Source organism: Rhizobium sp. AN68, assembly GCF_030758035.1.
In the GTDB taxonomy this organism is placed as follows: domain Bacteria; phylum Pseudomonadota; class Alphaproteobacteria; order Rhizobiales; family Rhizobiaceae; genus Agrobacterium; species Agrobacterium tumefaciens.
The window spans coordinates 509,844-532,246 of record NZ_JARWMI010000002.1 but is presented as its reverse complement, the minus strand read 5'-3'; the positions used below and the strand labels follow the sequence as shown (position 1 = coordinate 532,246).

Annotated in this window: 18 protein-coding genes and 1 pseudogene; 10 read left to right on the top strand and 9 right to left on the bottom strand. The window is 57.2% G+C overall.

Translation table 11 applies throughout. The features are described 5' to 3' along the window. The first annotated feature begins 91 nt into the window (after positions 1-91). The 4 genes from RBH71_RS05840 (at position 92) to RBH71_RS05825 (ending at position 3,274) form a co-directional block, all read left to right on the top strand. A complete protein-coding gene (locus RBH71_RS05840; protein WP_038494099.1) occupies positions 92-475 on the top strand; it encodes a hypothetical protein in 384 nt (127 codons plus the stop codon). Continuing rightward, positions 472-1,257 carry an SDR family oxidoreductase gene (locus tag RBH71_RS05835; RefSeq protein WP_111802597.1) on the top strand — a complete coding sequence of 262 codons (786 nt, stop codon included), beginning with the start codon at positions 472-474 and terminating at the stop codon, positions 1,255-1,257. The genes RBH71_RS05840 and RBH71_RS05835 overlap by 4 nt, the downstream gene beginning before the upstream one ends. 156 nt (positions 1,258-1,413) lie before the next feature. Further along, positions 1,414-2,469 (top strand): L,D-transpeptidase family protein, encoded by a 1,056-nt coding sequence (locus RBH71_RS05830; RefSeq protein ID WP_038494094.1) that lies wholly within the window; start codon positions 1,414-1,416, stop codon positions 2,467-2,469. Positions 2,470-2,488: 19 nt separating this feature from the next. Further along, a complete protein-coding gene (locus tag RBH71_RS05825; protein WP_035251547.1) occupies positions 2,489-3,274 on the top strand; it encodes a L,D-transpeptidase in 786 nt (261 codons plus the stop codon). A gap of 109 nt (positions 3,275-3,383) precedes the next feature. On the opposite strand, the pseudogene RBH71_RS05820 reads toward RBH71_RS05825, so the two are convergent. Both RBH71_RS05820 and RBH71_RS05815 read right to left on the bottom strand, forming a co-directional pair. Then, positions 3,384-5,205: pseudogene (locus RBH71_RS05820) on the bottom strand (methyl-accepting chemotaxis protein). A 146-nt stretch (positions 5,206-5,351) separates the two neighbouring features. Further along, positions 5,352-6,686, bottom strand: a complete 1,335-nt coding sequence (locus RBH71_RS05815; RefSeq protein ID WP_111802596.1) for an aspartate aminotransferase family protein — start codon at positions 6,684-6,686, stop codon at positions 5,352-5,354. 146 nt (positions 6,687-6,832) lie between these two features. On the opposite strand from RBH71_RS05815, the gene RBH71_RS05810 reads away from it, so the two are divergent. Then, complete coding sequence (locus RBH71_RS05810) at positions 6,833-7,381, top strand: cupin domain-containing protein (protein ID WP_003510910.1); 549 nt, start codon at positions 6,833-6,835, stop codon at positions 7,379-7,381. Positions 7,382-7,402: 21 nt separating this feature from the next. Here RBH71_RS05810 and RBH71_RS05805 read toward each other — a convergent pair whose 3' ends face one another. Next, positions 7,403-7,636, bottom strand: a complete 234-nt coding sequence (locus RBH71_RS05805) for a hypothetical protein (protein WP_051489716.1) — start codon at positions 7,634-7,636, stop codon at positions 7,403-7,405. 361 nt (positions 7,637-7,997) lie between these two features. Here RBH71_RS05805 and RBH71_RS05800 point away from each other — a divergent pair, with 361 nt between their 5' ends. The 3 genes from RBH71_RS05800 to RBH71_RS05790 all read left to right on the top strand — a co-directional run bounded on the left by RBH71_RS05800 (position 7,998) and on the right by RBH71_RS05790 (position 11,435). Continuing rightward, entirely contained in the window at positions 7,998-8,678 is a 681-nt protein-coding gene (locus RBH71_RS05800) for a sugar transferase (RefSeq protein WP_003510909.1), read from the top strand. Positions 8,679-8,872: 194 nt separating this feature from the next. Continuing rightward, positions 8,873-10,159 carry a polysaccharide biosynthesis/export family protein gene (locus tag RBH71_RS05795; RefSeq protein ID WP_013761580.1) on the top strand — a complete coding sequence of 429 codons (1,287 nt, stop codon included), beginning with the start codon at positions 8,873-8,875 and terminating at the stop codon, positions 10,157-10,159. A gap of 7 nt (positions 10,160-10,166) precedes the next feature. After that, positions 10,167-11,435 carry an O-antigen ligase family protein gene (locus RBH71_RS05790; protein WP_003510903.1) on the top strand — a complete coding sequence of 423 codons (1,269 nt, stop codon included), beginning with the start codon at positions 10,167-10,169 and terminating at the stop codon, positions 11,433-11,435. 19 nt (positions 11,436-11,454) lie between these two features. Here the strand turns inward: RBH71_RS05790 and RBH71_RS05785 are convergent, their stop codons facing one another. The 5 genes from RBH71_RS05785 to RBH71_RS05765 form a co-directional block, all read right to left on the bottom strand. Next, positions 11,455-11,949 carry a hypothetical protein gene (locus RBH71_RS05785; protein WP_038494084.1) on the bottom strand — a complete coding sequence of 165 codons (495 nt, stop codon included), beginning with the start codon at positions 11,947-11,949 and terminating at the stop codon, positions 11,455-11,457. Positions 11,950-12,086: 137 nt separating this feature from the next. Next, positions 12,087-13,451 carry an HlyD family type I secretion periplasmic adaptor subunit gene (locus RBH71_RS05780; protein WP_111802595.1) on the bottom strand — a complete coding sequence of 455 codons (1,365 nt, stop codon included), beginning with the start codon at positions 13,449-13,451 and terminating at the stop codon, positions 12,087-12,089. Positions 13,452-13,459: 8 nt separating this feature from the next. Beyond that, positions 13,460-15,682, bottom strand: coding sequence for a type I secretion system permease/ATPase (locus RBH71_RS05775; protein WP_038494079.1), 2,223 nt, complete (start codon positions 15,680-15,682; stop codon positions 13,460-13,462). 76 nt (positions 15,683-15,758) lie between these two features. Then, entirely contained in the window at positions 15,759-17,780 is a 2,022-nt protein-coding gene (locus RBH71_RS05770) for a hypothetical protein (protein ID WP_038494074.1), read from the bottom strand. A gap of 151 nt (positions 17,781-17,931) precedes the next feature. Beyond that, entirely contained in the window at positions 17,932-18,894 is a 963-nt protein-coding gene (locus RBH71_RS05765; protein ID WP_035199459.1) for a hypothetical protein, read from the bottom strand. Between the two features lie 908 nt (positions 18,895-19,802). Between RBH71_RS05765 and RBH71_RS05760 the strand changes: the two genes are divergently transcribed. Next, entirely contained in the window at positions 19,803-20,573 is a 771-nt protein-coding gene (locus RBH71_RS05760) for a helix-turn-helix domain-containing protein (RefSeq protein ID WP_038494070.1), read from the top strand. 60 nt (positions 20,574-20,633) lie between these two features. On the opposite strand, the gene RBH71_RS05755 is transcribed toward RBH71_RS05760, so the two are convergent. After that, positions 20,634-20,984 (bottom strand): hypothetical protein, encoded by a 351-nt coding sequence (locus tag RBH71_RS05755; protein ID WP_013761572.1) that lies wholly within the window; start codon positions 20,982-20,984, stop codon positions 20,634-20,636. A gap of 396 nt (positions 20,985-21,380) precedes the next feature. On the opposite strand from RBH71_RS05755, the gene RBH71_RS05750 reads away from it, so the two are divergent. After that, a complete protein-coding gene (locus tag RBH71_RS05750) occupies positions 21,381-22,403 on the top strand; it encodes a UDP-glucuronic acid decarboxylase family protein (protein ID WP_003510890.1) in 1,023 nt (340 codons plus the stop codon).

The window sequence follows — 22,403 nt, the reverse complement described above, 5'->3', positions numbered from 1 at the left end:
CCCCTTCTGCTCTGCCATCGTTGTGAATTCAGGTTTCAGTGTGTTGTCGCATCGGATTACGTCGATGCTTTTTCAAATCGGAGGGCATGTCATGCAACTTTCTACGACCTATGTAAAACGGGATAACGGAGTGATTTCCGTGGAATTCGTCGGCAGCGACGGCGATCAGGTCTCGGTCCGCCTTGCCGACGGTCTTGATGGCGTCGACGATGCGGAGGCCATCAAACGCGCGAGCGCGGTGATGGTTCAGCTGACGGCATTCGGAACGCGTCAAGGCGCCGATGCGCCGTCGCAGTTTTCCGCTCTCGGCACGGCGCAGGATCAGGTCCCGCACGGTCAGGCGAGCGCCCGCACATCGAAGGATCGTGACATTCTTGAAGAGGAACTGGAAGAGGGGCTGGAAGACAGTTTTCCGGCCAGCGACCCCGTCTCGGCAACGGTCACCTCGATCGCGTCTAGAAAAGGAGGGCTGTGACCTTGGCCAGTGGTAAAGTCGCCCTCGTCACCGGCGCTGGCTCCGGCATCGGCCGGGCTGCTGCCCTTCATCTGGCTGCCGAAGGCTTTTCCGTAGGCCTTCTCGGCCGTACCGAATCTGAATTGCAGGCAGTGAAAAATGAGATTTCCGCCTTATCTGGCGCTTCTAAGGTCCTCGTCGCCGATGTGGCGGAGGAGGCAGCTATGCGACACTCCGTTGCAGAGCTTGCGGATGCTTTCGGCCGTCTGGATGTCGTGGTGGCCAATGCGGGCGTCAACGGCGTCTGGGCGCCGATTGACGAGCTGACGCCTTCGGAGTGGGACGATACGATCCGCATCAACCTGCGCGGCACCTATCTCACTATCCATGCCAGTGTGCCGCATCTGAAGGCGGCAGGTGGCGGCTCCATCGTCATCGTCTCTTCCATCAACGGCACACGCACTTTCAACTCGCCGGGCGCTACCGCCTATTCGGTGACGAAGGCCGGGCAGCTTGCCATGGCCCAGCAACTGGCGCTGGAGCTCGGGCGTCATCGCATCCGTGTCAACGCGGTGTGTCCGGGCGAAATTGAAACGGCGATTGACGAAAATACCGACATACGCGGGCGCGACAGGACCGAAGTGCCAGTCCGTTTCCCGGCGGGTGACATTCCGGTCACCGGCGGGGTTGCAGGGACGAGCGAGGATGTTGCTGCATTGATCGGTTTTCTGGCATCGGACCAGTCGCGCCATATCACCGGGACGCCGGTATGGATCGATGGCGGGCAGGGGCTTCTTCGGTAGCAGCAGTCCCATCACAGGCTTGTGTGCGTATGATTAACGAATGGGTAACGTCTGTTCACGAGACTTTGTCCTTGCGGGAGGTTGCCGCCATATGGCCACCTTCGCTAGTTAAGCCTCTGCCACAAAGGCGGGCAAATCGGGCGGGCAGAACGATCCATGGGTATGAATGCATTGCTGAACTTCGCAAGTGCGGGGCTGCGGCGCAGGGTAAAAGCGGGAATGAGAATAGCTGCGGTCGTCGCGATCGGCGGCGGTCTCGCCGCGTGCACCTCCATGGGTCTCGACAGCGTCAAAAAGGACCCGCCGAAGCTGTCATCCAAGATGATGGCGCAGATGTCTGCCAAGAGCATGCGCCCGGAAAGCCCGGTTCTCGTTCGCATTTTCAAGCAGGAAAGCGAGCTTGAGGTCTGGAAGATCGACAAGACCGGTAATTATGCGCTGCTCAAGACCTATCCCATGTGCCGCTGGTCCGGAAAACTTGGCCCGAAGACGAAGACGGGCGACCGGCAGGCGCCGGAAGGGTTTTATCATGTCTCCGCAGGCATGCTGAACCCCAATTCGCAATATTACGTCTCCTTCAATCTCGGCTATCCCAACCGGCTGGAATCGGCGCTTGGTTACACCGGCGAAGCGTTGATGGTGCATGGCGCCTGTTCTTCGTCGGGCTGTTACGCGATGACCGATCAACAGGTCGGCGAGATTTATGCGGTCGTGGCGCGCGCGCTGCAGGGCGGGCAGGACCGCTTTCAGGTTCAGGCCTATCCCTTCCGCATGAGCGCCCGAAACATGGTGGCGAATCGGGACGATCCCAATATGCCCTTCTGGAAGACGCTCAAGGAAGGCTATGACTATTTCGAGGTGACGCGCCGCCAGCCAAAGGTTTCCGTTTGTGGCCGGCGATACGTTTTTAACAGCGAATTTGCCGGCGGTGAGCCTGCCGATCCGCTGGCGGCCTGCCCACCTGCGATAAACCAGCCGGACCCCTTGGTGGCGTCGAAAATGGCCGAAGAGCAACAGAAATTTGCCGCCGCGATGAACGATGGAACTTCTGCCCCGGTCAGCGCGTATGTGGACGGCGGCATGCACCCAAGCTTCCGTGCCATCCTGAAATCCAGTGGCGCAAAGGCCATGGCATCGCAGGTCTCCGGCACGAAGTACCCTATAAGCCGCCCCGAGGCGGCGCTGGCAGATCCCTTTGCCAGCGCAAGATGACGCAGATGAGGTTTTTCAATTGAACGACACGACAACGACCCGGCGAGGTTTCCTGCTTGGAGCGGGCGGATTGGCGCTGGCCGGCCTTGCAGGCTGCAACACCACCGCGCGTGAGGCCACACGGCCAACAGCCCCGGCCGACGACCCGATGTATGCCCTGATGTACGGTCCGAAGCCCGACGAGCAGTTTCCGTTGCCGGAAATTCCCTACAAGCGGATCCCGCGCCAGTTCCTGCGGCAAATGGTGGAAAATCCCACCGGTGAGCGTCCCGGCATCATTGTGGTCGATACCGCCAACCATTTCCTTTATCTCACCTACGAGAACAACCAGGCCATGCGTTATGGCGTCGGTCTCGGCCGCGCGGGCTTCGAATGGGCCGGACGCGGCGTTATCCAGTACAAGCGTCAATGGCCGCGCTGGACGCCGCCCGACGAGATGATTGCCCGCCAGCCTGAGCTGGAACCCTATAGCGGCCGCAATGGCGGCATGGAGCCGGGCCTCAAGAATCCGCTCGGTGCGCGTGCACTTTATATCTTCAAGGACGGCAAGGACACGATCTACCGTCTGCACGGCTCGCCGGAATGGTGGACGATCGGCAAGTCGGTTTCCTCCGGCTGCGTGCGTCTGCTGAACCAGGATATTGTCGACCTCTATAACCGTGTGCCTGATGGTACGCCGATTGTGGTGACGGCGCTCGGGCCGGCACAGCAGGGTGTTCCTATCGGGCAGGCGGGCGTGCCCGTGGCGCAGTATGGCGGCGGCGTGGTCGGCGACGGCCTGTCGCAACCAATGCAGACCTATTGATAGACAAAATTTCCAGCCGCCTGAGAGGCGGCTGGAAATGGGTAATGAATGAAGGCGCAATCAAAGCGCTTCGATACTGCTGCTGCCGGCTCGATCTGCGGCAGCGACCTCAGGCAACGCGACGGGTAACGTCGCGGCTACCGGCACTTTCCATTTCCAGACGGAACCGCGATACAAGCGAGCGCAGCTTTTGCCGTTTCGGCGGCGAGCATTGCAGAAGCCGCAGTGGATTGTTCCACCATGGCAGCATTTTGCTGGGTGGCGTGATCCATGGAGTTTACCGCCGCGTTGATTTCGGCAAGACCGGTCGATTGTTCGGTCGCCGATGTGGCGATGGCGTTCATATGGCGATCGATGCCGGCGATACGCTCGCCAATCTCCTTCAGCGCCGTGCCGGTGTCGAGAACCAGTTTCACGCCGCTTTCCACTTCCGTCGAGGATTGCCGGATATGATCGCGGATTTCGCTTGCGGCCTTTGCTGCGCGCTGGGCGAGATCGCGCACTTCCTGCGCCACTACCGCAAATCCCTTGCCGGCTTCACCGGCGCGTGCGGCTTCGACGCCTGCATTCAATGCCAGAAGATTTGTCTGGAAGGCGATCTCGTCTATGGCGCCGACGATGCCGGTGATCTGCCGGGACGAGGTTTCGATGCGGCGCATCGCCTCTTCCGCATGGCTGACAACCTCCACAGATTTCAGTGCGCTGTGGTTAGCATCGGTGGCGGCGAGCCGCGCTTCGGCGGCACGCTTGTTGGCGTTTGAAACATTGACCGTGATTTCATCGAGCGCTGCTGCGGTCTGTTCCAGAGACGCTGCCTGATTTTCCGTGCGGCGGGAAAGATCGCCGGCACCTGCGGCGATTTCCCGGCTGCTGCCGTCAATCGTGCTGATGCCATCGGAAATGGCGAACAGCGTTTCGCCGAGTTGACGCACTGAGCTGTTGAAATCGTGGCGCAAGGCCTCGAATTGAGGGGCAAAGGCCTGATCGAGCTGAAAGGCCAGATCGCCCGATGCCAGCCGCTTCAGTCCTGTCGCAAGACCGGAAGTGGCGATGCGCAGCCGCTCAGACGCATCGTCCTCCGCTTGCTGTCGCGCGGCCGCCTGATCGGCTTCTGCCTGCAGTCTGGCTGCTGCGGCCTGTTCTTCGAGCGCCCGATTGGCAATCGCCGCCTGCCGGAATATTTCGACCGCGCTGGACATGGAGCCGATCTCATCCTTCCGGTCCATGCCGGAAGGAGGCTGTGACGTGTCGCCGCTGGCAAGGATTTCCATCGTCTTCGACAGGCGCAGGATTGGACCCGTTACCGTTTTGCGGGTGATGATAAAGAGGCCTACGCAGAAGAGCGTCGCCAGAACCAGCAGCCCTTCTAATACGAGCTCGATTACCGCCTTCGTCTCCTGGCTTTCCGCGACAGTTGCTTCGGAAAGCGCGTCGATCTGTTCGCTCGCCGTTTCCATCGCGGTTTCGAGAGTGGTGAACTGGCGCATGAAGTCCGGAATCATTTTTGTCGCCGCGCCCGGATCGGCGTTGACGAGGCCAACCACCGTTTTGGCGCTTTCAAGATAGGACTGAAGCGGTTTTTCAACGCTCTCGATAACGGCTTTGGCGTTCGTACCTTCGGTAAGCGCCTTGTTTAGCTTCATTGCTTCAAGGAAAGTGGCTTCATGTTCGGCAAGGTCGGCCTTTACCGCGTCGAACGACAGGCCCATCGTATCATTCGTGGAAAGAATGGCTGCCAGCACGTCTGAGCGCAGCGCATCGTGCATCATGTCGGCACGCATATGATTATGAAGTATCTCGGCGGACCGCGATACATCCGTACTATTGCGATTGAGCGTATTCGTCGCCCAGATACCGACCCCCGCCGCGCTTCCGGTGATGGAAAAGATCGCAATGCTTGCCAATATAATTTTTTTCTGAATCGACGCCATGAGGCCATTCCCGCTCGGTTGGTTATACTACGGGAAATTAATAGAATATGCTTAAGAAATGATCTATTTTTGTTGCGGTCTTGATAAATGCAAAAAAAAGGCTGCAATAGAAATTGCAGCCTTTTATTTATTAGAGATTTATACTTTTAATCCGCTCTCTTCAGCGCGTCGCCCAAGATCGAGACGATATCGTCGAAATGGGATTTTTCGGCGATAAGCGGCGGCGAAAGGGCAATGATATCGCCCGTGACGCGAATGAGCAGACCGCGCTCGAAGCAATCCACGAAAACGTCATAGGCGCGCGCACCGATAGCTCCATCACGAGATTGCAGCTCGATGCCGGCGATGAAGCCGATGGTGCGGATGTCGATGACATTGGGCAGGCCCTTCAGCGAATGGATGGCGTCGTGCCACACATCCTGCATTTCTGCCGCGCGGGTAAAGAGCCCTTCGTCGCGGTAGATGTTGAGCGTGGCGATGCCGGCGGCGCAGGCAACCGGATGTCCGGAATAGGTATAGCCGTGGAACAGCTCTATCTGGTTGTCCGGCCCATGCATCAACGCATCGTGCACCTTGCGGCTGGTGAAAACCGCACCCATCGGGATTGCGCCGTTGGTCAGCCCCTTGGCGGTGGTGACGATGTCAGGCGTCACGCCGAAGTAGTTGCTGGCAAAGGACGAGCCCATACGGCCGAAACCGGTGATAACCTCATCGAAGATCAGCAGAATGCCGTGCTTGTCGCAGATGGCCCGCAGGCGCTCCAGATAACCCTTCGGCGGCACCAGCACGCCGGTGGAGCCGGCTACCGGTTCAACGATACAGGCCGCGATTGTTTCGGCCCCATGCAGAGCAACCACCCGTTCCAGATCGTCTGCCAGTTCGGCACCATGCTCGGGCTGGCCCTTTACGAAGCTGTTTTTCGCCAAATCGTGGGTGTGACGCAGGTGGTCGGCCGGGATTTGCGGAAAAACACGGCGGTTGTTAACAAGGCCGCCAACGGAGATGCCGCCGAAACCGACGCCGTGATAACCGCGCTCACGGCCGATCAGACGGCTGCGGGTGCCCTGACCGATGGCGCGCTGATAAGCGATGGCAATCTTCAGCGCCGTATCGACTGATTCAGAACCCGAGCCGGTGTAGAACACGCGGTCGAGCTTCGCGCCTTCCGGGCCGGGCGCGATTTCCGCCAGCCGCTCGGCGAATTCGAAGGCGGCGGGATGGCCCATCTGAAACGAGGGCGCATAATCCATGGTCGAAAGCTGGTGTTTGACGGCAGATGCAATCTGGTGGCGGCCATGGCCGACATTGACGCACCACAGGCCAGCTGTGCCGTCGAGAACCTGACGACCGTCATTGCTGGTGTAATACATGCCCTCCGCGCTCGTCAGCAGGCGGGGATTGGCCTTGAACTGCCGGTTGGCGGTAAATGGCATCCAGTAGCTGTCGAGTGAGGTGGAGTTGGATCGGTTGGGGTTGTCCATAACGGTTCTCCTGTTCGGTGCCGGTGATTGAAAGCTATTTTCCGGGCTGAACAAGCCCTTTTCTCGCTGTGGCCAAGCCATTGAAAATGTTATAGGCGGGAAAGGTAGTTTTCGATATTTCGAACAACGGCAACGGGGGATCACGCATGTCGGTGGATATAGGCGGGCGTTTGCGCCATTTGCGGCTGCGTCACAATATTTCCCAGCGTGAACTGGCAAGACGTGCTGGCGTTACCAATTCGACGATTTCCCTGATCGAATCCAACACCTCCAACCCGTCCGTCGGCGCGCTGAAGCGCATTCTCGACGGTATACCGATCGGCCTTGCCGAATTTTTCGCCTACGAGCCGGAGACCAGCCGCAAGGCATTTTACCGCGCGGATGAACTTGTCGAAATCGGCAAAGGACCGATATCCTTCCGGCAGGTGGGCGAAAATGTTTTCGGCCGCAGCCTGCAAATCCTTAAGGAATGTTACCAGCCGGGTGCCGATACCGGCAAGGTGCCACTGGTCCACGATGGAGAAGAGGGGGGTATCATCCTCTCCGGGCGTCTGGAGGTGACGGTAGACGAGGAGCGGCGGGTTCTTGGTCCGGGGGATGCCTATTATTTCGAAAGCCGCAGGCCGCATCGCTTCCGCTGCGTTGGTCCAGTGCCGTGCGAGGTCATCAGCGCCTGCACGCCACCCACCTTCTGATTCTATGGCTTTCGCGTAAAGTCACGCCGGAATGGTGGTCGGACCGTTGCAGCCGGAGATAATATGGTCCAGCCGGAGAGATTTTCTACGATCCGACCGAACTTTGATACGGGTTCCTGCCATTATTTTGCCGCTTTTGCGCCGCTTTTGCAATTTTTCCATCGCTTTTTCTTGGCGAAGTTGGCGTGCCGGCAAAAAAATCCCGGCTAATATGTCAAATTTTATATGCATTGCCACAATCTTGCTGCGCTGCAAAAAAATTTAATATTCTTCCTGACGCATGGCTGTTCTTGGCGTTCCTGTCTCACGTGATTAAGTCACAAGAAACATATAAGAAAAGACTATCTGTTGTCGAAAACGCAATACATGCGGGAGCGGCACCCATGCTCTCAACACATGGCCGCCGGCACATTTGTTGCTTTTTTATGCAACCGTTAATATTGCCCTGACGTTGATCGGCCGCTCTCGCAAGAAATCGCATAGACGGTCAGGGGCAATGTGCCTTACAAAAAATCCATTAGCATCAAATTCAGAACACAGACTTGTTATCTCTTTTAGACGGAAAGACACGCCTCCGGGCACCGACCAATCGCAAAACATAAATGGAGTTCTCTCTATGAAGTCCGCGACCCAATCGGCTGAACAGACACTCAGCAGTTCCGAAGACTTCGATGTCAGTTTCCCTATCGGGGGCATCGCAAAACGCAGCTTCGATATGACATCGGCCCTGCTTGCGCTGCTCATCTTCAGCCCGATTTTTCTGTTGATCGCCGCACTGGTGAAATTGTCCGATCCCGGCCCGATCTTTTATGGGCACCGGCGTGTGGGACATAATGGCCGCTATTTCCATTGCCTGAAATTCAGGACGATGGCGATGAACGGTGATGAAATGTTGCGGCAATATCTTGCCGCCAATCCGGAGGCCGCCGAGGAATGGCGTGCGACCCGCAAACTCAAGAATGATCCGCGCGTAACCGCAGTTGGTGCCGTGCTGCGCAAGCTCAGCCTTGATGAGCTGCCGCAGCTTCTCAACATCATCCGCGGCGAAATGAGCGTCGTTGGCCCGCGCCCCGTCGTCGACGAGGAGCTGAGCTACTACGAAAGCGATGCCGCCTATTACCTCAGCACCCGTCCGGGCCTGACCGGCCTTTGGCAGATCAGCGGCCGCAATGACGTAAGCTACAAGACCCGCGTGGCTTTCGACACGCAATATGTGCAGAACTGGTCGATGCGACAGGACGTCTTCATCATCGTCAAGACCATTCCCGCCGTGTGCCTTTCACGCGGAAGCTACTGAAAACCGATATTGAGTTTGGCTTTATCGATCTTTGTTTTGCCACGCACCCTGACCGGGATCCCAAGTCCGGTCTTTGGGTGCGTCATTGGTGCAAATCATAATGGCCGCTTTTTGCGGCGCTGTGCAGCCGGCACCGTCCGGCTGCTCTATCGCCTGATCGCCCGAGCGGCGATCCGCAAACAGGGAGTTTCCCGATGAACGGTCCTATTGCCGTCGCCAGCCGTCCGCTTGCAAAAAGAACCGCCGGACGCACTTTCTCCGCCCTTCTGCTTGTTGCATCCGTCGCATTCGGAGCGCCGCTTTCCGCAATGGCTGCAGAAGGCGCTCAATACAAGCTTGGCACCGCCGACAAGCTGCGCATCCGCGTTGCCGAATGGCAGCCGGCCGATGGAAGCATCCGCAACTGGGATGTCATCAACGGCGATTATTCCGTCGGCCCATCCGGCGCGCTGTCGCTGCCCTTCATCGGCCAGCTGGATGTGGCGGGGAAGACGTCCGCGGAGGTCGGTGAGGCGATTGGAGCCCAGCTTCAGAGCAAGTTCGCCCTTCGCAACCTGCCGTCGGCTTCTGTCGAAATCGCCCAGTTCCGGCCGATCTTCCTCAGCGGAGATGTACAGACGCCCGGCGAATATCCCTATGCTGCCAATCTCACGGTGTTGAAGGCCGTAAGCCTTGCCGGTGGGTTGCGGCGCTCCGATGCCGGGCAGCGTTTTGCCCGCGACTTCATAAATGCCCGCGGCGACGCAGCCGTTTACGACAACCAGCGCGCAAGGCTGCTTGCCCGTCAGGCGCGGTTGATCGCCGAGGTCAAGGGTGACACGGTCATCGCCAAGACGCCGGAGATGGAAAAGATTGCCGAGATCGACGCGCTTCTCGCCAGCGAAAGTGCGCTGATGAAATCGCGCACCGAGCGTTACACTTTGCAGCTCAAGGCACTGACGGATCTGCATGCGCTTCTGGAAAGCGAAGTCGAGTCGCTGAAAAAGAAATCGGAAACGCAAAACCGCCAGCTCGAGCTTGCCAATGAGGACCGAGACCGTGTCAACCGGCTGAACGAGCAGGGCCTTGCACTATCGCAACGGCGTATTTCCGCGGAAGAACGTGCAGCGGAGGTGGAAGCCGCACTGCTTGATATCGACACGCAGTCATTGCGGGCCAAGCAGGATATCAACAAGGCGACCCAGGATGAAATCAACCTGCGCAATGACTGGGTGGCACAGCGCTCCAAGGAATTGCAGGACACGGAAGCGGAACTCGACAAGCTCAATCTGCAACTGGGTACAAGCCGGGAATTGATGTCGGAGGCGCTCGCACAATCGGCTGAGGCGATCCGTTTCGATCCGTCGGGAAAATCCGCGACAATCAGCTACGTCGTGGTGCGTGAGGAAAACGGCAAGCCGAAGGAAGTGAAGGTGGATGAAAACGCCATGCTCCAGCCAGGCGACGTCATCAAGGTCTCGTCCGAAATCCTGATGCAGTGAGGTTTTCATGCGGATCGCCAAATCGGCACTGATCGATCCCGAACGCAATGAAGTCTACGGAATGGCGGCGATTGCGCTGTCATTCTTCGTTTTCGCCTATTCGTCGCGTTTCGGGCAAATCTCGATTCTGGCCTATTATGGCATGTGGCTGCCCCTTGTAGTGGTCAATTACCGGCGCGTGCTGGGTAACTATCCGCGCTATCTGTGGATATTCGCCTTCGGCATCCTGACCGTGCTGTCGAGCTTCTGGTCGGAGGCAGCATCGGTCACCATGCGCGCTTCCATACAGTATATGACGCATATCGTCTGTGCACTTATCGCCATGCGGGTGGTCTCCATCCGCACGCTGACGCGTGGGGCGTTGATCGGCATCACCGTCATTCTGCTCTATTCGCTGCTGTTCGGTGTCCACCTTTTCGATGCGCTTGATGGAACCTACAGTTTCGTCGGAGCTTTCTCATCGAAGAACCAGCTTGGCTTTTACGCCTCGCTCGGCGTCATTTTCGCTGTCTCATCCGTGCTGATCCTCAAGCAAAGGGGTATCTGGCTGCCGATCGCGGGCATCACCGGGCTCTTATCGGCCTATAGCCTAATTGCTTCGCAATCGGCCACATCCACCATTACCACGGCGGCGGTGGTCGCCCTCATCATCGGTTTCATCCCGATTGGCATGCTTTCACCGGCGAACCGCAAGATGACCTTTTTCGCACTCGGCGGTATTGGCATATTGCTGGTGGTCGCGTCCCTGCAGTTCGGCTTGCTTGATGCCATTCTCGGCCTTTTCGGCAAGGATTCGACACTGACAGGACGCACCTATCTCTGGCAGCAGGGCATCGAAGCGGCAAAGCAGACACCGATCCTCGGCGTTGGTTACCAGGGGTTCTGGGTGGTGGGTTTTGCCGATGCCGAGCGCCTGTGGAACGACTTCTTCATTACCGGACGCAGCGGCTTCCATTTTCACAACACTTATATCGAGACGGTGGTGGAGAATGGCATCGTCGGCATGGTTCTGCTCGGCATGGTGCTTTACGGAACGCTGCTCGGCCATCTGCGCTCGGTCCTGATGCGCCAGCGCGATCCGCAGGGCGTCATTCTCTTTGCCATCTGCGCGCTGTTCGTCGTCCGCTCCTTCGTGGAGATCGATATCATCTTCCCATTCCAGATCGGCTCGTTCCTGCTGTATTTCGCCGCCGGAAAACTATGCCTGCCGGCGAAAGCCACGCAGAACAGCGAAACTCATCCCGCGATTGGCGTGCGGTTACAGACGCGAGCCTGAGCATTCGCTCTGCCCGATCCTAGAGGTAATCCGATGAGACGTGCGGGCTGGCGTGGATGAAACTCCACATGTCCCTGCTGACAGAGACGATGTCGGCGATGGATTTCTCGAGGTGTTCGATTTCTTTCTCGTCCATGCGTTCTACCTTACCGTAACGGACCTGGGTTTCGTCCTCCACCAGTCGCATGAGCTGGGTGCTGGCAATTTCGCCCTTTTCGTCGAAGGAGTAGATGCAATGATTGTATTTGTTGCGCGTTTTCGATTCTTTCTTGAGCCGCGCCATGATGGATAGAATGGTCTTGCGATCCGGCGCCGGCGTTGAGGGAAGTTTTGCCAGACGCTCGATGAGATCCATGCGCGCGCGCGTGGTGTTGAGCGTCAGAAACACGACGATGGCCGCTTCCTTCTCCACTTTCAGGAGATGGACGATCAGATAGATCATCAGGCTTTCGGTGTTGGTCCACACGTAATTCAGCCTGCCGACCATCAGCAATATATCCGACATTGCCGCCATGCTGTTCTCCCGCCCCACCAGACATATACTGGCATTCTATGCCGATCTGGACGGGATTGACAGTGTAGGTCCTTCTGCGTTCCGCATTTTCCAGACGCAAAACCGCCATCCAACCTTCCTGGAAAAGCGGTATTTCTTCATCTTTCCTTGAATGCTCGGGACATGCTCTCGGAGATAGGCTTGGTCAGATATTCGAAGAAGGTTCGCTCCGAAGTCTGGATCAGGACATCCGCCGGCATGCCGGGAACGGGATGGAAATTATGGACCTTCGCGATCTCCTCGTCTGAAACCTGCACGCGCACGATATAGACGTCCTTAACCTGCAGGCCTGCATTTTCCTCGATGCTATCGGCGGAGACGTAAAAGACCTTACCGTTCAGAACAGGCGTGGTGCGGCGGTTCAGTGCCGAAAGGCGGATCGCTGCCGTCTGGCCTTCATGCAACTGGTCGATGGAGGTTCTGAGAACCTGCGCCTCAAGGATCAGGGGAACGTGGGCGGGCAGGATTTCCATGATTGGCTTGCCGGTGGTGATGACGCCGCCTGCCGTGTGGTAATAGGCGCGCACCACGGTACCGTTGACCGGGGAGCGGATGACGGTGCGTTCCAGCACTTCGGCGGCACCGCGCACTTGCTCGCGCACGCTGTCCAGATCGGCTTCTGCGGTTTCGAGCGCGTCGAGAGCAGCCTGCTTGTTGGCGTTGATGGCAATGACCGCTTCCTGCTTGAACTTGGCGATTTCAGCCTCGCTCTGGTTCATCTCGCCGGTCAGTCGGGCGATATCGCCCATGGCATCGGCAATGGCGCGCTCCAGCGCCAGCATGTCAGTCTTGCGGATGACACCGTCCTTGGCAAGCCTTTCCTTGGAATCACGCTCCTGGGTCAGAAGTGCCAGCTGGCGGTCGAAGGACTGCTTCTGCCCCTCATAGCCCGTATAGCGAAACTCCAGCGACTTGATGTTCTTTTCGATGAGATTCAGCTGCTCGTCGAGCTTCACGATCTTGCTGTGGAACACGATGTTCTGGCTCTGGATGATGGATTTGATATCAGGATCGCTGGCTTCCTTCATGACGATGTCAGGCACCTTGAAGCTTTTTTGGCCCTGTGCCTCGGCGCGCAGGCGCGTGACGATGGTTTCGAGGCGAAGGCGTCTTAGCTGGAACATGCGCTCGTTGGCGAGCGCCGTCGTCTTGTCGAGCGTCAGAAGCACGTCGCCTTCCTTGACGGTGTCGCCTTCGCTGACCATCATTTCCTTGATGATGCCGCCCTCCAGATGCTGCACGACCTTGTTGTTGCCTGTGGCGACAAAGCTGCCCTGGGCAATGATGGCGGCGGAGAGCGGTGCAGTGCCGGCCCAGTACCCGAAACCGCCAAAGGAAGCGAGCAGCACGGCAAGACCGATTGAACTGTGGAGGCGAATGGAACGTGGCACTTCGCTGTACCACTCAAGCTGGCCCTGGGGTTTTACCTCTGCGACGGCGACGGCGGTTTTTTTCTTGAACATGACGATCCTCAACCCTCGATCTGCGGAGACTGGCTACTTTGCCGGCCATTGCCGGAAATAGCCTTCAGTACGTCCATCCGTTCGCCGAACATGGCGACCGATCCGTCCTTCAGCACCATTATCTTGTCGACGCACTGAAGAAGTGCGGGTCGCTGGGTGATGGTGACGGTGGTGATGCCCTGTTTCTTGGCGTGCAGAATGGCTTTTGCCAGCGCCTGTTCGCCCTGCGTATCAAGGTTGGAGTTTGGTTCGTCCAGAACCACGAATTTGGGATCACCGAAGAAGGCGCGGGCAAGCGCGATGCGCTGCTTCTGGCCGCCCGAAAGCGGTGCGCCATCGGCGGCAACCACGGTTTCGTAACCCTGCGGGAAACCGGCGATCAGCTCGTGTACGTCAGCGAGCACAGCCGCCTCGTAGATCTGCCGGTCTTCAACATCGTCACGCATGCGACAGATATTGGCCTTGATGGTGCCGGGAAACAGCTGCACGTCCTGGGGCAGATAACCGATGCTTTCACCGAATTGCCGCTGGTCCCAGTTGCGCAGGTCCATGAGGTCAAGGCGGACATTGCCGGAAGTGGGAAGGATGGAGCCGACCAGCATCTTGCCAAGCGTCGTCTTGCCGGAACCGGAATTGCCGATGATGGCAAGGGATTCCCCTTTCTTCAGCGAAAAGGAAATGCCGTTCAAGATCACCTTCTTCTGCGGCGGCGGCACGAAAAGGATACGTTCCACATCCAGGCGCCCTTCCGGATTGGGCAGGCGCAGACGCGGGAAATTGAGCGGTGAGGTGATGAGAAGCTGCTTGATACGGCTATAGGAGGCTGCAGATTTGTTGAACTGATGCCAGCCCTCGATCGCCCCTTCGATCGGTGCAAGCGCGCGGCCGGAAATGATGGATGCTGCGATCACCATGCCGCCGGTCAATTCGCCTGCGAGAGACAGATGCGCGCCCCAACCCAGAAGTGCGACCTGCGTGATCATGCGGGCTGCTTTGGAAACACCTGAGAACATGATGTTGCGATCCTGCGCCGCCACATGCGACTTCAGCGATCCGGCTGTTTCACGACCCCACATCTTCACGGCCTCTGGGATCATCGCCATGGCATTGATGATCTGCGAGTTGCGCGACATGGAATCAAGATGGAAATTGGCGCGGCTCAGATAACCGGAGGCTTCCGCGAACTGTCTGGCGGTGAAGCGCTGGTTCAGCCAGGCTATGATGAACAGCACCGCGCAGCAGACCATGATGATGATGCCGAGATGCGGATGTACAAGATAGACCACCACGATGAAGAGGGGCATCAACGGCGCATCGAGAAAGGCGATCAGGGTACCGGAGGTAATGAAGGAACGCAGCTGCTGCAGGTCTTGCAGGATCTGGTAGTCCTTGCCGCTGCCATGCAGGGAGGCACGGGCCGCTGCCGACAGGATCGGCGCTCCAAGCTGCACTTCAAGCTCGACAGCGGTGCGCATCAGGATGAAGCGCCGGATGGCGTCCATGAAGGCTTGCAACAGAACCGCGCCGAGAACGGCGACCGTCAGCATGACGAGGGTATCCATGGAGCGGCTTGTCAGTACCCGGTCCGAGATTTGGAACAGATAGAGCGGGATGGCAAGCAGCAGAACGTTGATGGCGATGGTGAACAGCATCACGATCGCCATGTTGCGCCGTATCGCGGCGATGCCCTTGGCGAGGCTGGCGGCGAAATTGACGGGTTCACTGCGCTTGTGGAAGCCGCTCTGGCTTCCGCCGCCGCCTCCGCCACCACCGCCATTCTCCGTCGGCTCCTTGCCGTTGCCGCCGCCGCCCGTCACCGGACGGCGCTCGTTTTCACGGATGGGCCCGTCATTATTGTCGATTGTCTTGACGAAGGGCAGGTCGGGTGCGCTTTTCAGCTCAGTATTGTCCACCTTTGCTTCTGGCTCCGGCGGTGAGGCGGGGCGCCGGTCTTGCTGCGGCGGCACTGGCCTTTCCTGCGGAACGTCACGCATTTGCGGTTGTTCGGCGTATGGGGAATGTTGCGGAAGCGGCCGGGGCGGTGTGATCTCAGGGGAGGGCGGGGCTGCTTTCGCGGTCGGTTCCGCGCCGGACAGATGGCGCAGGTTTTCGACGGCCTCGTTTATGGCCGAAATGCAGGCATCAGTCAGCTTGCTGTCTTCCGCATCCTGATCCAGCGGCAAGTCCAGCGAGTGCCCGGCGGTAATGGTTTTTCTTGAAATATGATCCATTTTTTTATTAATCCCCTCGGTGATCTCGCGGTTTCTGCGGCTTTGGCGGCGGGCGTTTCTCCCCGCCTGTCAAAACCTATGCAGTGACCGCCTGCATGACGTCGGATGAATGCGCGCTCGACCACGACATGTCGTGACCGGCGTTGATGACGCCATCGGATTCATTCTGAATGGTGGCGGGATCGTCGTGCAGAAACGCGATCACTTCGTTTGCCAGCTGCTGGCCTTGGTGACCCGGTTGCGACGCATCGTTTTCGATGATGCCGCCCTGTATCAGGATAGCATCCGAATAAAGCCCGCCTGCGACGTAGGTGGTGGAACCGAAGCTGTCGTAATCGATAATCTGCGCGAGATTGATGACGGCGTTGCTGCCGGTATCGATATGGATCGTGACGTTCTCGTTGTTTTCGAGAATCTTTGCGGCTGCCTGCGTCACATAGTCGGAATCGCCCAGCACGCTCACCTGTTTGATGATGCTGACGTCATAAAGATTGCCAGTGATGTAAAGGACGTTGATCCCCTGATAGCCCGCAAAATTGGCATCGTGGGCAAGCGCGTCCGGCATGTTCGGATCACGCTCGTTAATCGCTTTCACCGTCTGCGCCATGTAGTCCGGCATAGTTTCGAAACGGTCGTTGCTACCGACATTGTGGATGCTGGCGTCGTTCCACAACAGGTTGTTGCCGGACTGAACGGTGGCGCCCTCAGGCGCGTCGGGGTTGGCGCGGATCCAGTCATTGTCGTAAAGCACGGCGATCTGGCTGATGAGGTTCATGTCCAGCACATTGCCGCCGACGATGACCAGATCGTACTGCATGCCGATGCCGAGGAAATTGGCGATGTTTAGGGCAGCGTTGCCACCGCTCAGCAAGCTGACGCTGGCACCCGAAGAGGTAACCGTCAGTGTGTCGTTGTCGCTGATGAACTGGTACTGCTCGATCCAGTGGACGAAGGACACGTCTCCTTCGAGGACGCTGACACGCCAGGCGGTGGGAAATATTGGCGTTTCACCACTATCGTGGCTGCTGTCGGCGCTTTCCGCACCCGGATAGACACTGCGTGAGAAGGTCGCAATATTGTATGCGGCGGTTGCGTCATGGTCTTCGGACTGCGTGAAAACGGAATCGACCTCATCGCGGTCGCTATAGACATAGGCCTGGGTGATTGCGTCGATCTGGTGATAATCGCCCATGACGGTGGTGACGGAGGCCATGACGGCAGTATTGACCAGCGTTGCTATGTTGGCGACGACATTTGCGCCGGCAGCCACATCGAGGCTGTTTCCGGCGGGGCTATCCTCATGCAGCGAAACATCGCTCTTTTCCGGCTCTTCAGCGGGCTTGGCAATGCCACGATCCGGCATGAAGTCGTCGAGTGTTGGCTTTTCGCTTGCCATGGAGCCATTGATGTAGAGGCCGTTGATGTCATTGCCGGCGAGAACGAAATCCTGTTCAGCGCCGGTTCCAAGGGACGTCACGTCATTTTCGCGTGCATGGCCGATATAATCATGTGCTGATTTGGCGAGCGCCTGTAACGCGTCGTAGCTGTCGGTGCGCTGGAAAACGGAAAAGGGCGTGAAGACGGCTGCTTCGTTATAGAACTCGACGGTGCGCTGGGTCACGAAACTGGTGTCGCGCGCCACATTGGGGCCGTCCGTCATGTTCAGATAGTCGTCGTCCTGAAGAATGTTGACCTGCGTGACATGGGCGATAACGGAGCCAGGGCCGGTGTGCACCACCAGTTCGCGTTCTTGCTCAAAGGAGACACTGCCCGGAAAACGGAAATGCGCGGCTGACATATCGACCGGTATCGCATTTGCAAGCTGCTGCATGTCGTGTTCGACCATGCGAGCGAAATGCGGTTGCAGATAGTCGAAGTCGTAGTAGCCGGCGCGATATTTAACGCCGGGATCGTAATCCTGAAGCTGCAAGTCGTAGTTCTTGTCTAGCAGTCTTGCCGCGTCATCATCCGACAACCGGTCTTGGTTCGCGTGTGCCGTGCCTTCTGCATAGTTGCTTCTTAGACGCGCTTCCTCGATCACCGTGTCGAACAGGCCGATGAAATGCGCAATCATGTCTGAAATTCTGTCGATTTGCATTGCAGGTCCCTCCCTGATCATCGCGGCAGAGCCTGGGCGGCGGGCGGCACACGTCCAAGAGGCGGTGCTTCGTCTTCGCGCAAACCCGGTCCTTCAACCGCAAACTGCACCGGCGAATGCCGGTGCAGCTTTTTTCATAGAGAGGTACTCGTCAGGAGCCGCTGTCCTCGCCGGTATCGGAAACATGCGAGTTACCGCCTGTGACCGAGACATCAACGGCATTGGAGAGCATGTTGGCGCCCTGCACCAGTTCCAGATGGAAGCCGGAGTTTGCAAGGATAGCCGATGCATCTGCAGTGCTGGTACCCGCAGCGTCGTCGCCAGCCTTGAGGTCCCATCCCTTGCCGTCCATGCCTTCTGCGCCAAAGGCGTCGCCGGCATTCGCGCTCAGGTGGTTCTGGGCACCACCATTGTCCATCCTGACATCCCAGGCCTGATCCTGATCCGCCAGGTGGTTGGCCTGCACAAGGCTGAAGCCCGTGTCGTTGCCTTCGCCGTTGAGCGAGCTGTTGAGGATATTGTCGACATCAAGTGTGAAGGAGAAGTCGTCACCGAGGTTAAAGGTGAGGTCTCCGCCAGCGATACCGAGATTGCCGACATCCTTGACGCCGGCGATGTTGCCGAAGTCGTCATCCGACTTGTAGAAACTGTCAGCGGAGTTGAAGCTGTCGGAAGTCGTCGTTGTTGTTGTTGTCGTGTCGTCGTCGGAATAGGAGAAGGTCTTGGTGTCCGTATCCGTGACCGTCTTCACGTTGGTGTCGTTGTCGCTGTACGACTTGCTTTCATAGCTCCAGTCGTAATCGGTCTTGATTTCGGTGCTGGTTTCGGTGCTCGTCTTTACGGTCGTATCGTTGTCGCTGTAAGACTTGCTGTCATAGCTCCAGTCATAGTCGTTGTCGCGATTGTCGCCGTTGCCCACTGCAACGTCGATTTTGGCGTCAACATCCACATTGGTGCTGTTGTCGCTGTTGTCGTTGTTGCGGTTTTCACCGTTTGCGGTGCCGACGTTGCTGTCGTCCACCTTTGCGTCATTGGTCGAGGTGTTGGCGAAACCCTCCGAAAGCGCGCCAATCTTGGTGATGTCGTCGCCCGCAGGCTGTGGATTGTAACCCATGTCGATTTCCTCCGAAAAAGCTCGGAGCAGCTTTCGAAATCCCTCTCATCTAAAACGGGATTTTTTCGCGCTTGCTCCGCGTTGCACAAAGATTGATGTTCTGCAGATGCACTCGGTACGTCTCATCTGCGGCTTGGCATCGGCCCGTAACCGGGCTCTTCTCGTTCAGCCCTTGTGCGCTACTCGGTATTAAGGCGCACAAATCCGTTCCTCGCTCCGTTGGGAGCGCGGTGGCTTCGTCTTTTTGCTTTCGTTATGTCTTGAAAAGGAACCGGCGTTTGCAAACACACGTCAAAGGCCAGGGTTGTCTTTCCATCGGTCACTGTTTGCAGCGACGGTCAGACTGTGCAGCAGAAAAATCGCGCTTCCTAGCTATCAATTCGGGCTAAACATATCGGCACCCTTACCACCAATATATATGTCGGAAGGCGGTCACATGGAGATTTGCAGCCGGTTCAGACGCAAATAATCGCGCTCAGGCCGGGAAAAGCTGCTTTTTCTAAAAATATAGTCAATGGCGGTGAGAAGGGTCCCTATCCCGAAATGGCACATTCCGGAAGCTCGTTTGCCGGGCAGGTATGTAAAGGGATATCAACCAAAAGTTATATTTTCCCGGATTGCAAAACCGGAGCGAAAGCTTTTCCGATGTGTTTGTTTTTACACTGGTTCCGGGCTCAACGATTCATTACGGGCGTAACCAATTTTGTACGTCAATTGCAAGAAATAACCCATTTGGGCCATTTCTTTGCACAGCTTTTCGTATTAGCCTCCTTAATTAACGGGTAATTAATGATAGTTGACATGCCGTGAAGCGGGAGTTGCCCCATTTGTTTCTAGGGGTATCCCGGCGAATGACAGAGCACACAACCAAAAAGAACGTAATGCGTAGCGCTTTAGGGGAGACGTCGATGTTCATGGGAACTTCAGATTATGCGGCAAAACAAAGTGGAGCCGTTGCGCCTGTAAATGGAACTTTATTGATCATCGCGGATCCGGACCTGTTTTCCGAGTGCCTCGTGGAGGCGCTGGGCAAAAAGTTCCCTACATTCGCTGTGATGAGCGTGATGTCGTCGGCAACGATCGACGATGACTATGGCGCCAATGTCCGGCTGGTCCTGCCGTACCGCATGTCGGGCGAGCGGCTTCATAGCGTTCTTTCGGCAGTCCGCGAAAAGCATCCGGATGCCCCAATTGCACTTGTCGTCGAAACCATCGACAAGTTTGAGGAGCCGCTGAAGCAACTGGTGGGGATGCGTATCATCGATGGCGTGCTGCCGCTTAATCTGCGGCTCGACGTTTTCATGGCGGCGGTTGATCTCCTCATGAAGGGCGGGGAGCATTTTCCCGCTGCCCTTCTTGGCAAGCTCACCCCCTATTCCCAGGCCGTGAACGGCAAAAGCGTTCAAAGCAACGCCGTGATCGCCAACCGCGCCGACGCTCTTGCCGTCAGCAAGAGTGAAATGGCGGCGCTGACGACGCGCGAGGTGCAGATCCTCGACCTGCTTTGCAAGGGAACGCAAAACAAGATTATCGCCGACCGGCTTCACCTGTCCGAGAATACCGTGAAGGTGCACGTTCGCAACATCTACAAGAAGATGAATGTGCGCAACCGAACGGAGGCAGCGTCGCGCTTCTTTCACAAGGACGACGACGCGGCTATCTCCGGCTGGAGAAACTGAACATCTGGCGGGCCTGATGCCGCAATGACGCCAGTTTCAAGCAGAGGTTATGCCTGAGGCTCAGGGCCTCAGGAAACAGCGGGACTTCTGACCAAATCCGCTCGGTGAGCAGATATAGGGAGAAGAACCGGAATAGGAATGCCGCGGCGATATCGTCGGTGTGTCGTAAGTATCGGCAACAAGCGTGACGGCTGCGTTGCCTGTCTTGTCATAGCCGTAGGACGCCTTGGCTGGAGCAACCCGGCTCTTGATCGTCGCCGTATTAGCAGATGCGGTCTTGATCAGAACGGCATCTTCAACGACGGAGCACGAGGCCGTTGCGAAAGTGAACGTCGCAAGTGCGGCGGCAACAAGTGCAAAACGACAGCGGCGGGCCGCTTTGCTGTTATGGGAATAAGGCATTTCATTCATGATGTATGTCCCCTGAAATCGACTAGCTGTCGCATCTCGCCGGGTGGTTTTGCCCCGGTGGACCGAGCCTTACAAAACCAGAATAGTCCCGACTGGTTGAGCGAAGCTTGCGCTAATGCTCAATAAGAAAGGCATAATGGAGGCGTAGTTAAAAAGTATTAAATCGAGTGATTAATACGAGTAATTCGGGGTAATCAATTGTAATATTTCGATAAAATAAAGTTGACCTGTTTTGTGACGCGCCTATCATAAAAGTTGAAATATATCGAATCCAAATATTAAAACCTCCAGAAGAAATAAAAACCGGAGGTGACATTCGAAATATCATGCAATCTGAAGTTTGATCTAGTTCAAGTCGAATCAGCCGGGCTGGTTCCTCATTGGGAGGAGTGTGTAATGCGTAATTTCGTTCCCAACGACCATGACAACGGCGCTACAATCTATTCCGAGTGGCGGCCAGGCCAGCGCGTTCTGGTCAACGGCGGGGCTGGTTTCCTTGGCTCCCATCTTTGCGAACGTCTGTTGGCTTGCGGTCATGAGGTGATCTGTCTCGACGATCTTTCGACTGGACGGACCGTGAATGTTGAGCATTTGCAAGCCAACAAGCGGTTTTTGATGGTCGAGCATGATGTCCGCAAGCCCTATGACATCGACGTCTCGCTGATCTTCAACTTCGCGTCGCCGGCCTCGCCGCCGGACTACCAGCGTGATCCAGTCGGCACCCTGCTTACCAATGTGCTCGGCGCGGTCAACGTTCTCGAAGTCGCTCGCAGATGCGGTGCAACCGTGGTGCAATCCTCGACATCGGAAGTCTATGGCGACCCGCTCGTCAATCCGCAGCCGGAAAGCTATTTCGGCAACGTAAATACAATCGGGCCGCGAGCCTGCTACGATGAGGGCAAGCGCAGCGCCGAAACGCTTTTTTTCGATTATCACCGCTTTTATGGCGTCGATATCAAGGTTGGGCGCATCTTCAACACCTATGGGCCGCGCATGCGCCCCGATGACGGGCGGGTGGTCTCCAACTTCATCGTCCAGGCGCTGAAGGGGTCGGACATCACCATTTATGGCGACGGCAGCCAGACGCGCTCCTTCTGCTACGTCGATGATCTGATCGACGGGTTCCTGCGTTTTTCAGCCAAGCCGAAGGATTGCAGCGGACCGATCAATCTCGGCAACCCTAGCGAAATTCCGGTGCGGCAGCTGGCCGATATCGTCATCCGCATGACGAATTCCCGCTCGCGCATCGTGCATCTGCCCGCTGCGATCGATGATCCGCAGCAGCGCCGTCCCGATATTTCGCGTGCCAAGGAAATGCTCAGATGGCAACCGCGCGTACCGCTCGAAACCGGTCTGGAGAAAACCATCGTCTATTTCGATGCGCTACTGGCCGGCAAGAAGGTTGCGGAGGCCGTATGA

Coding starts and splice junctions, on each gene's coding strand:
- RBH71_RS05840 (WP_038494099.1), top strand. CDS start 92: ATGCAACTTTCTACGACCTATGTAAAACGGGATAACGGAGTGATTTCC.
- RBH71_RS05830 (WP_038494094.1), top strand. CDS start 1,414: ATGGGTATGAATGCATTGCTGAACTTCGCAAGTGCGGGGCTGCGGCGC.
- RBH71_RS05815 (WP_111802596.1), bottom strand. CDS start 6,686: ATGGACAACCCCAACCGATCCAACTCCACCTCACTCGACAGCTACTGG.
- RBH71_RS05810 (WP_003510910.1), top strand. CDS start 6,833: ATGTCGGTGGATATAGGCGGGCGTTTGCGCCATTTGCGGCTGCGTCAC.
- RBH71_RS05800 (WP_003510909.1), top strand. CDS start 7,998: ATGAAGTCCGCGACCCAATCGGCTGAACAGACACTCAGCAGTTCCGAA.
- RBH71_RS05795 (WP_013761580.1), top strand. CDS start 8,873: ATGAACGGTCCTATTGCCGTCGCCAGCCGTCCGCTTGCAAAAAGAACC.
- RBH71_RS05790 (WP_003510903.1), top strand. CDS start 10,167: ATGCGGATCGCCAAATCGGCACTGATCGATCCCGAACGCAATGAAGTC.
- RBH71_RS05785 (WP_038494084.1), bottom strand. CDS start 11,949: ATGGCGGCAATGTCGGATATATTGCTGATGGTCGGCAGGCTGAATTAC.
- RBH71_RS05780 (WP_111802595.1), bottom strand. CDS start 13,451: ATGTTCAAGAAAAAAACCGCCGTCGCCGTCGCAGAGGTAAAACCCCAG.
- RBH71_RS05775 (WP_038494079.1), bottom strand. CDS start 15,682: ATGGATCATATTTCAAGAAAAACCATTACCGCCGGGCACTCGCTGGAC.
- RBH71_RS05770 (WP_038494074.1), bottom strand. CDS start 17,780: ATGCAAATCGACAGAATTTCAGACATGATTGCGCATTTCATCGGCCTG.
- RBH71_RS05765 (WP_035199459.1), bottom strand. CDS start 18,894: ATGGGTTACAATCCACAGCCTGCGGGCGACGACATCACCAAGATTGGC.
- RBH71_RS05760 (WP_038494070.1), top strand. CDS start 19,803: ATGTTCATGGGAACTTCAGATTATGCGGCAAAACAAAGTGGAGCCGTT.
- RBH71_RS05755 (WP_013761572.1), bottom strand. CDS start 20,984: ATGAATGAAATGCCTTATTCCCATAACAGCAAAGCGGCCCGCCGCTGT.
- RBH71_RS05750 (WP_003510890.1), top strand. CDS start 21,381: ATGCGTAATTTCGTTCCCAACGACCATGACAACGGCGCTACAATCTAT.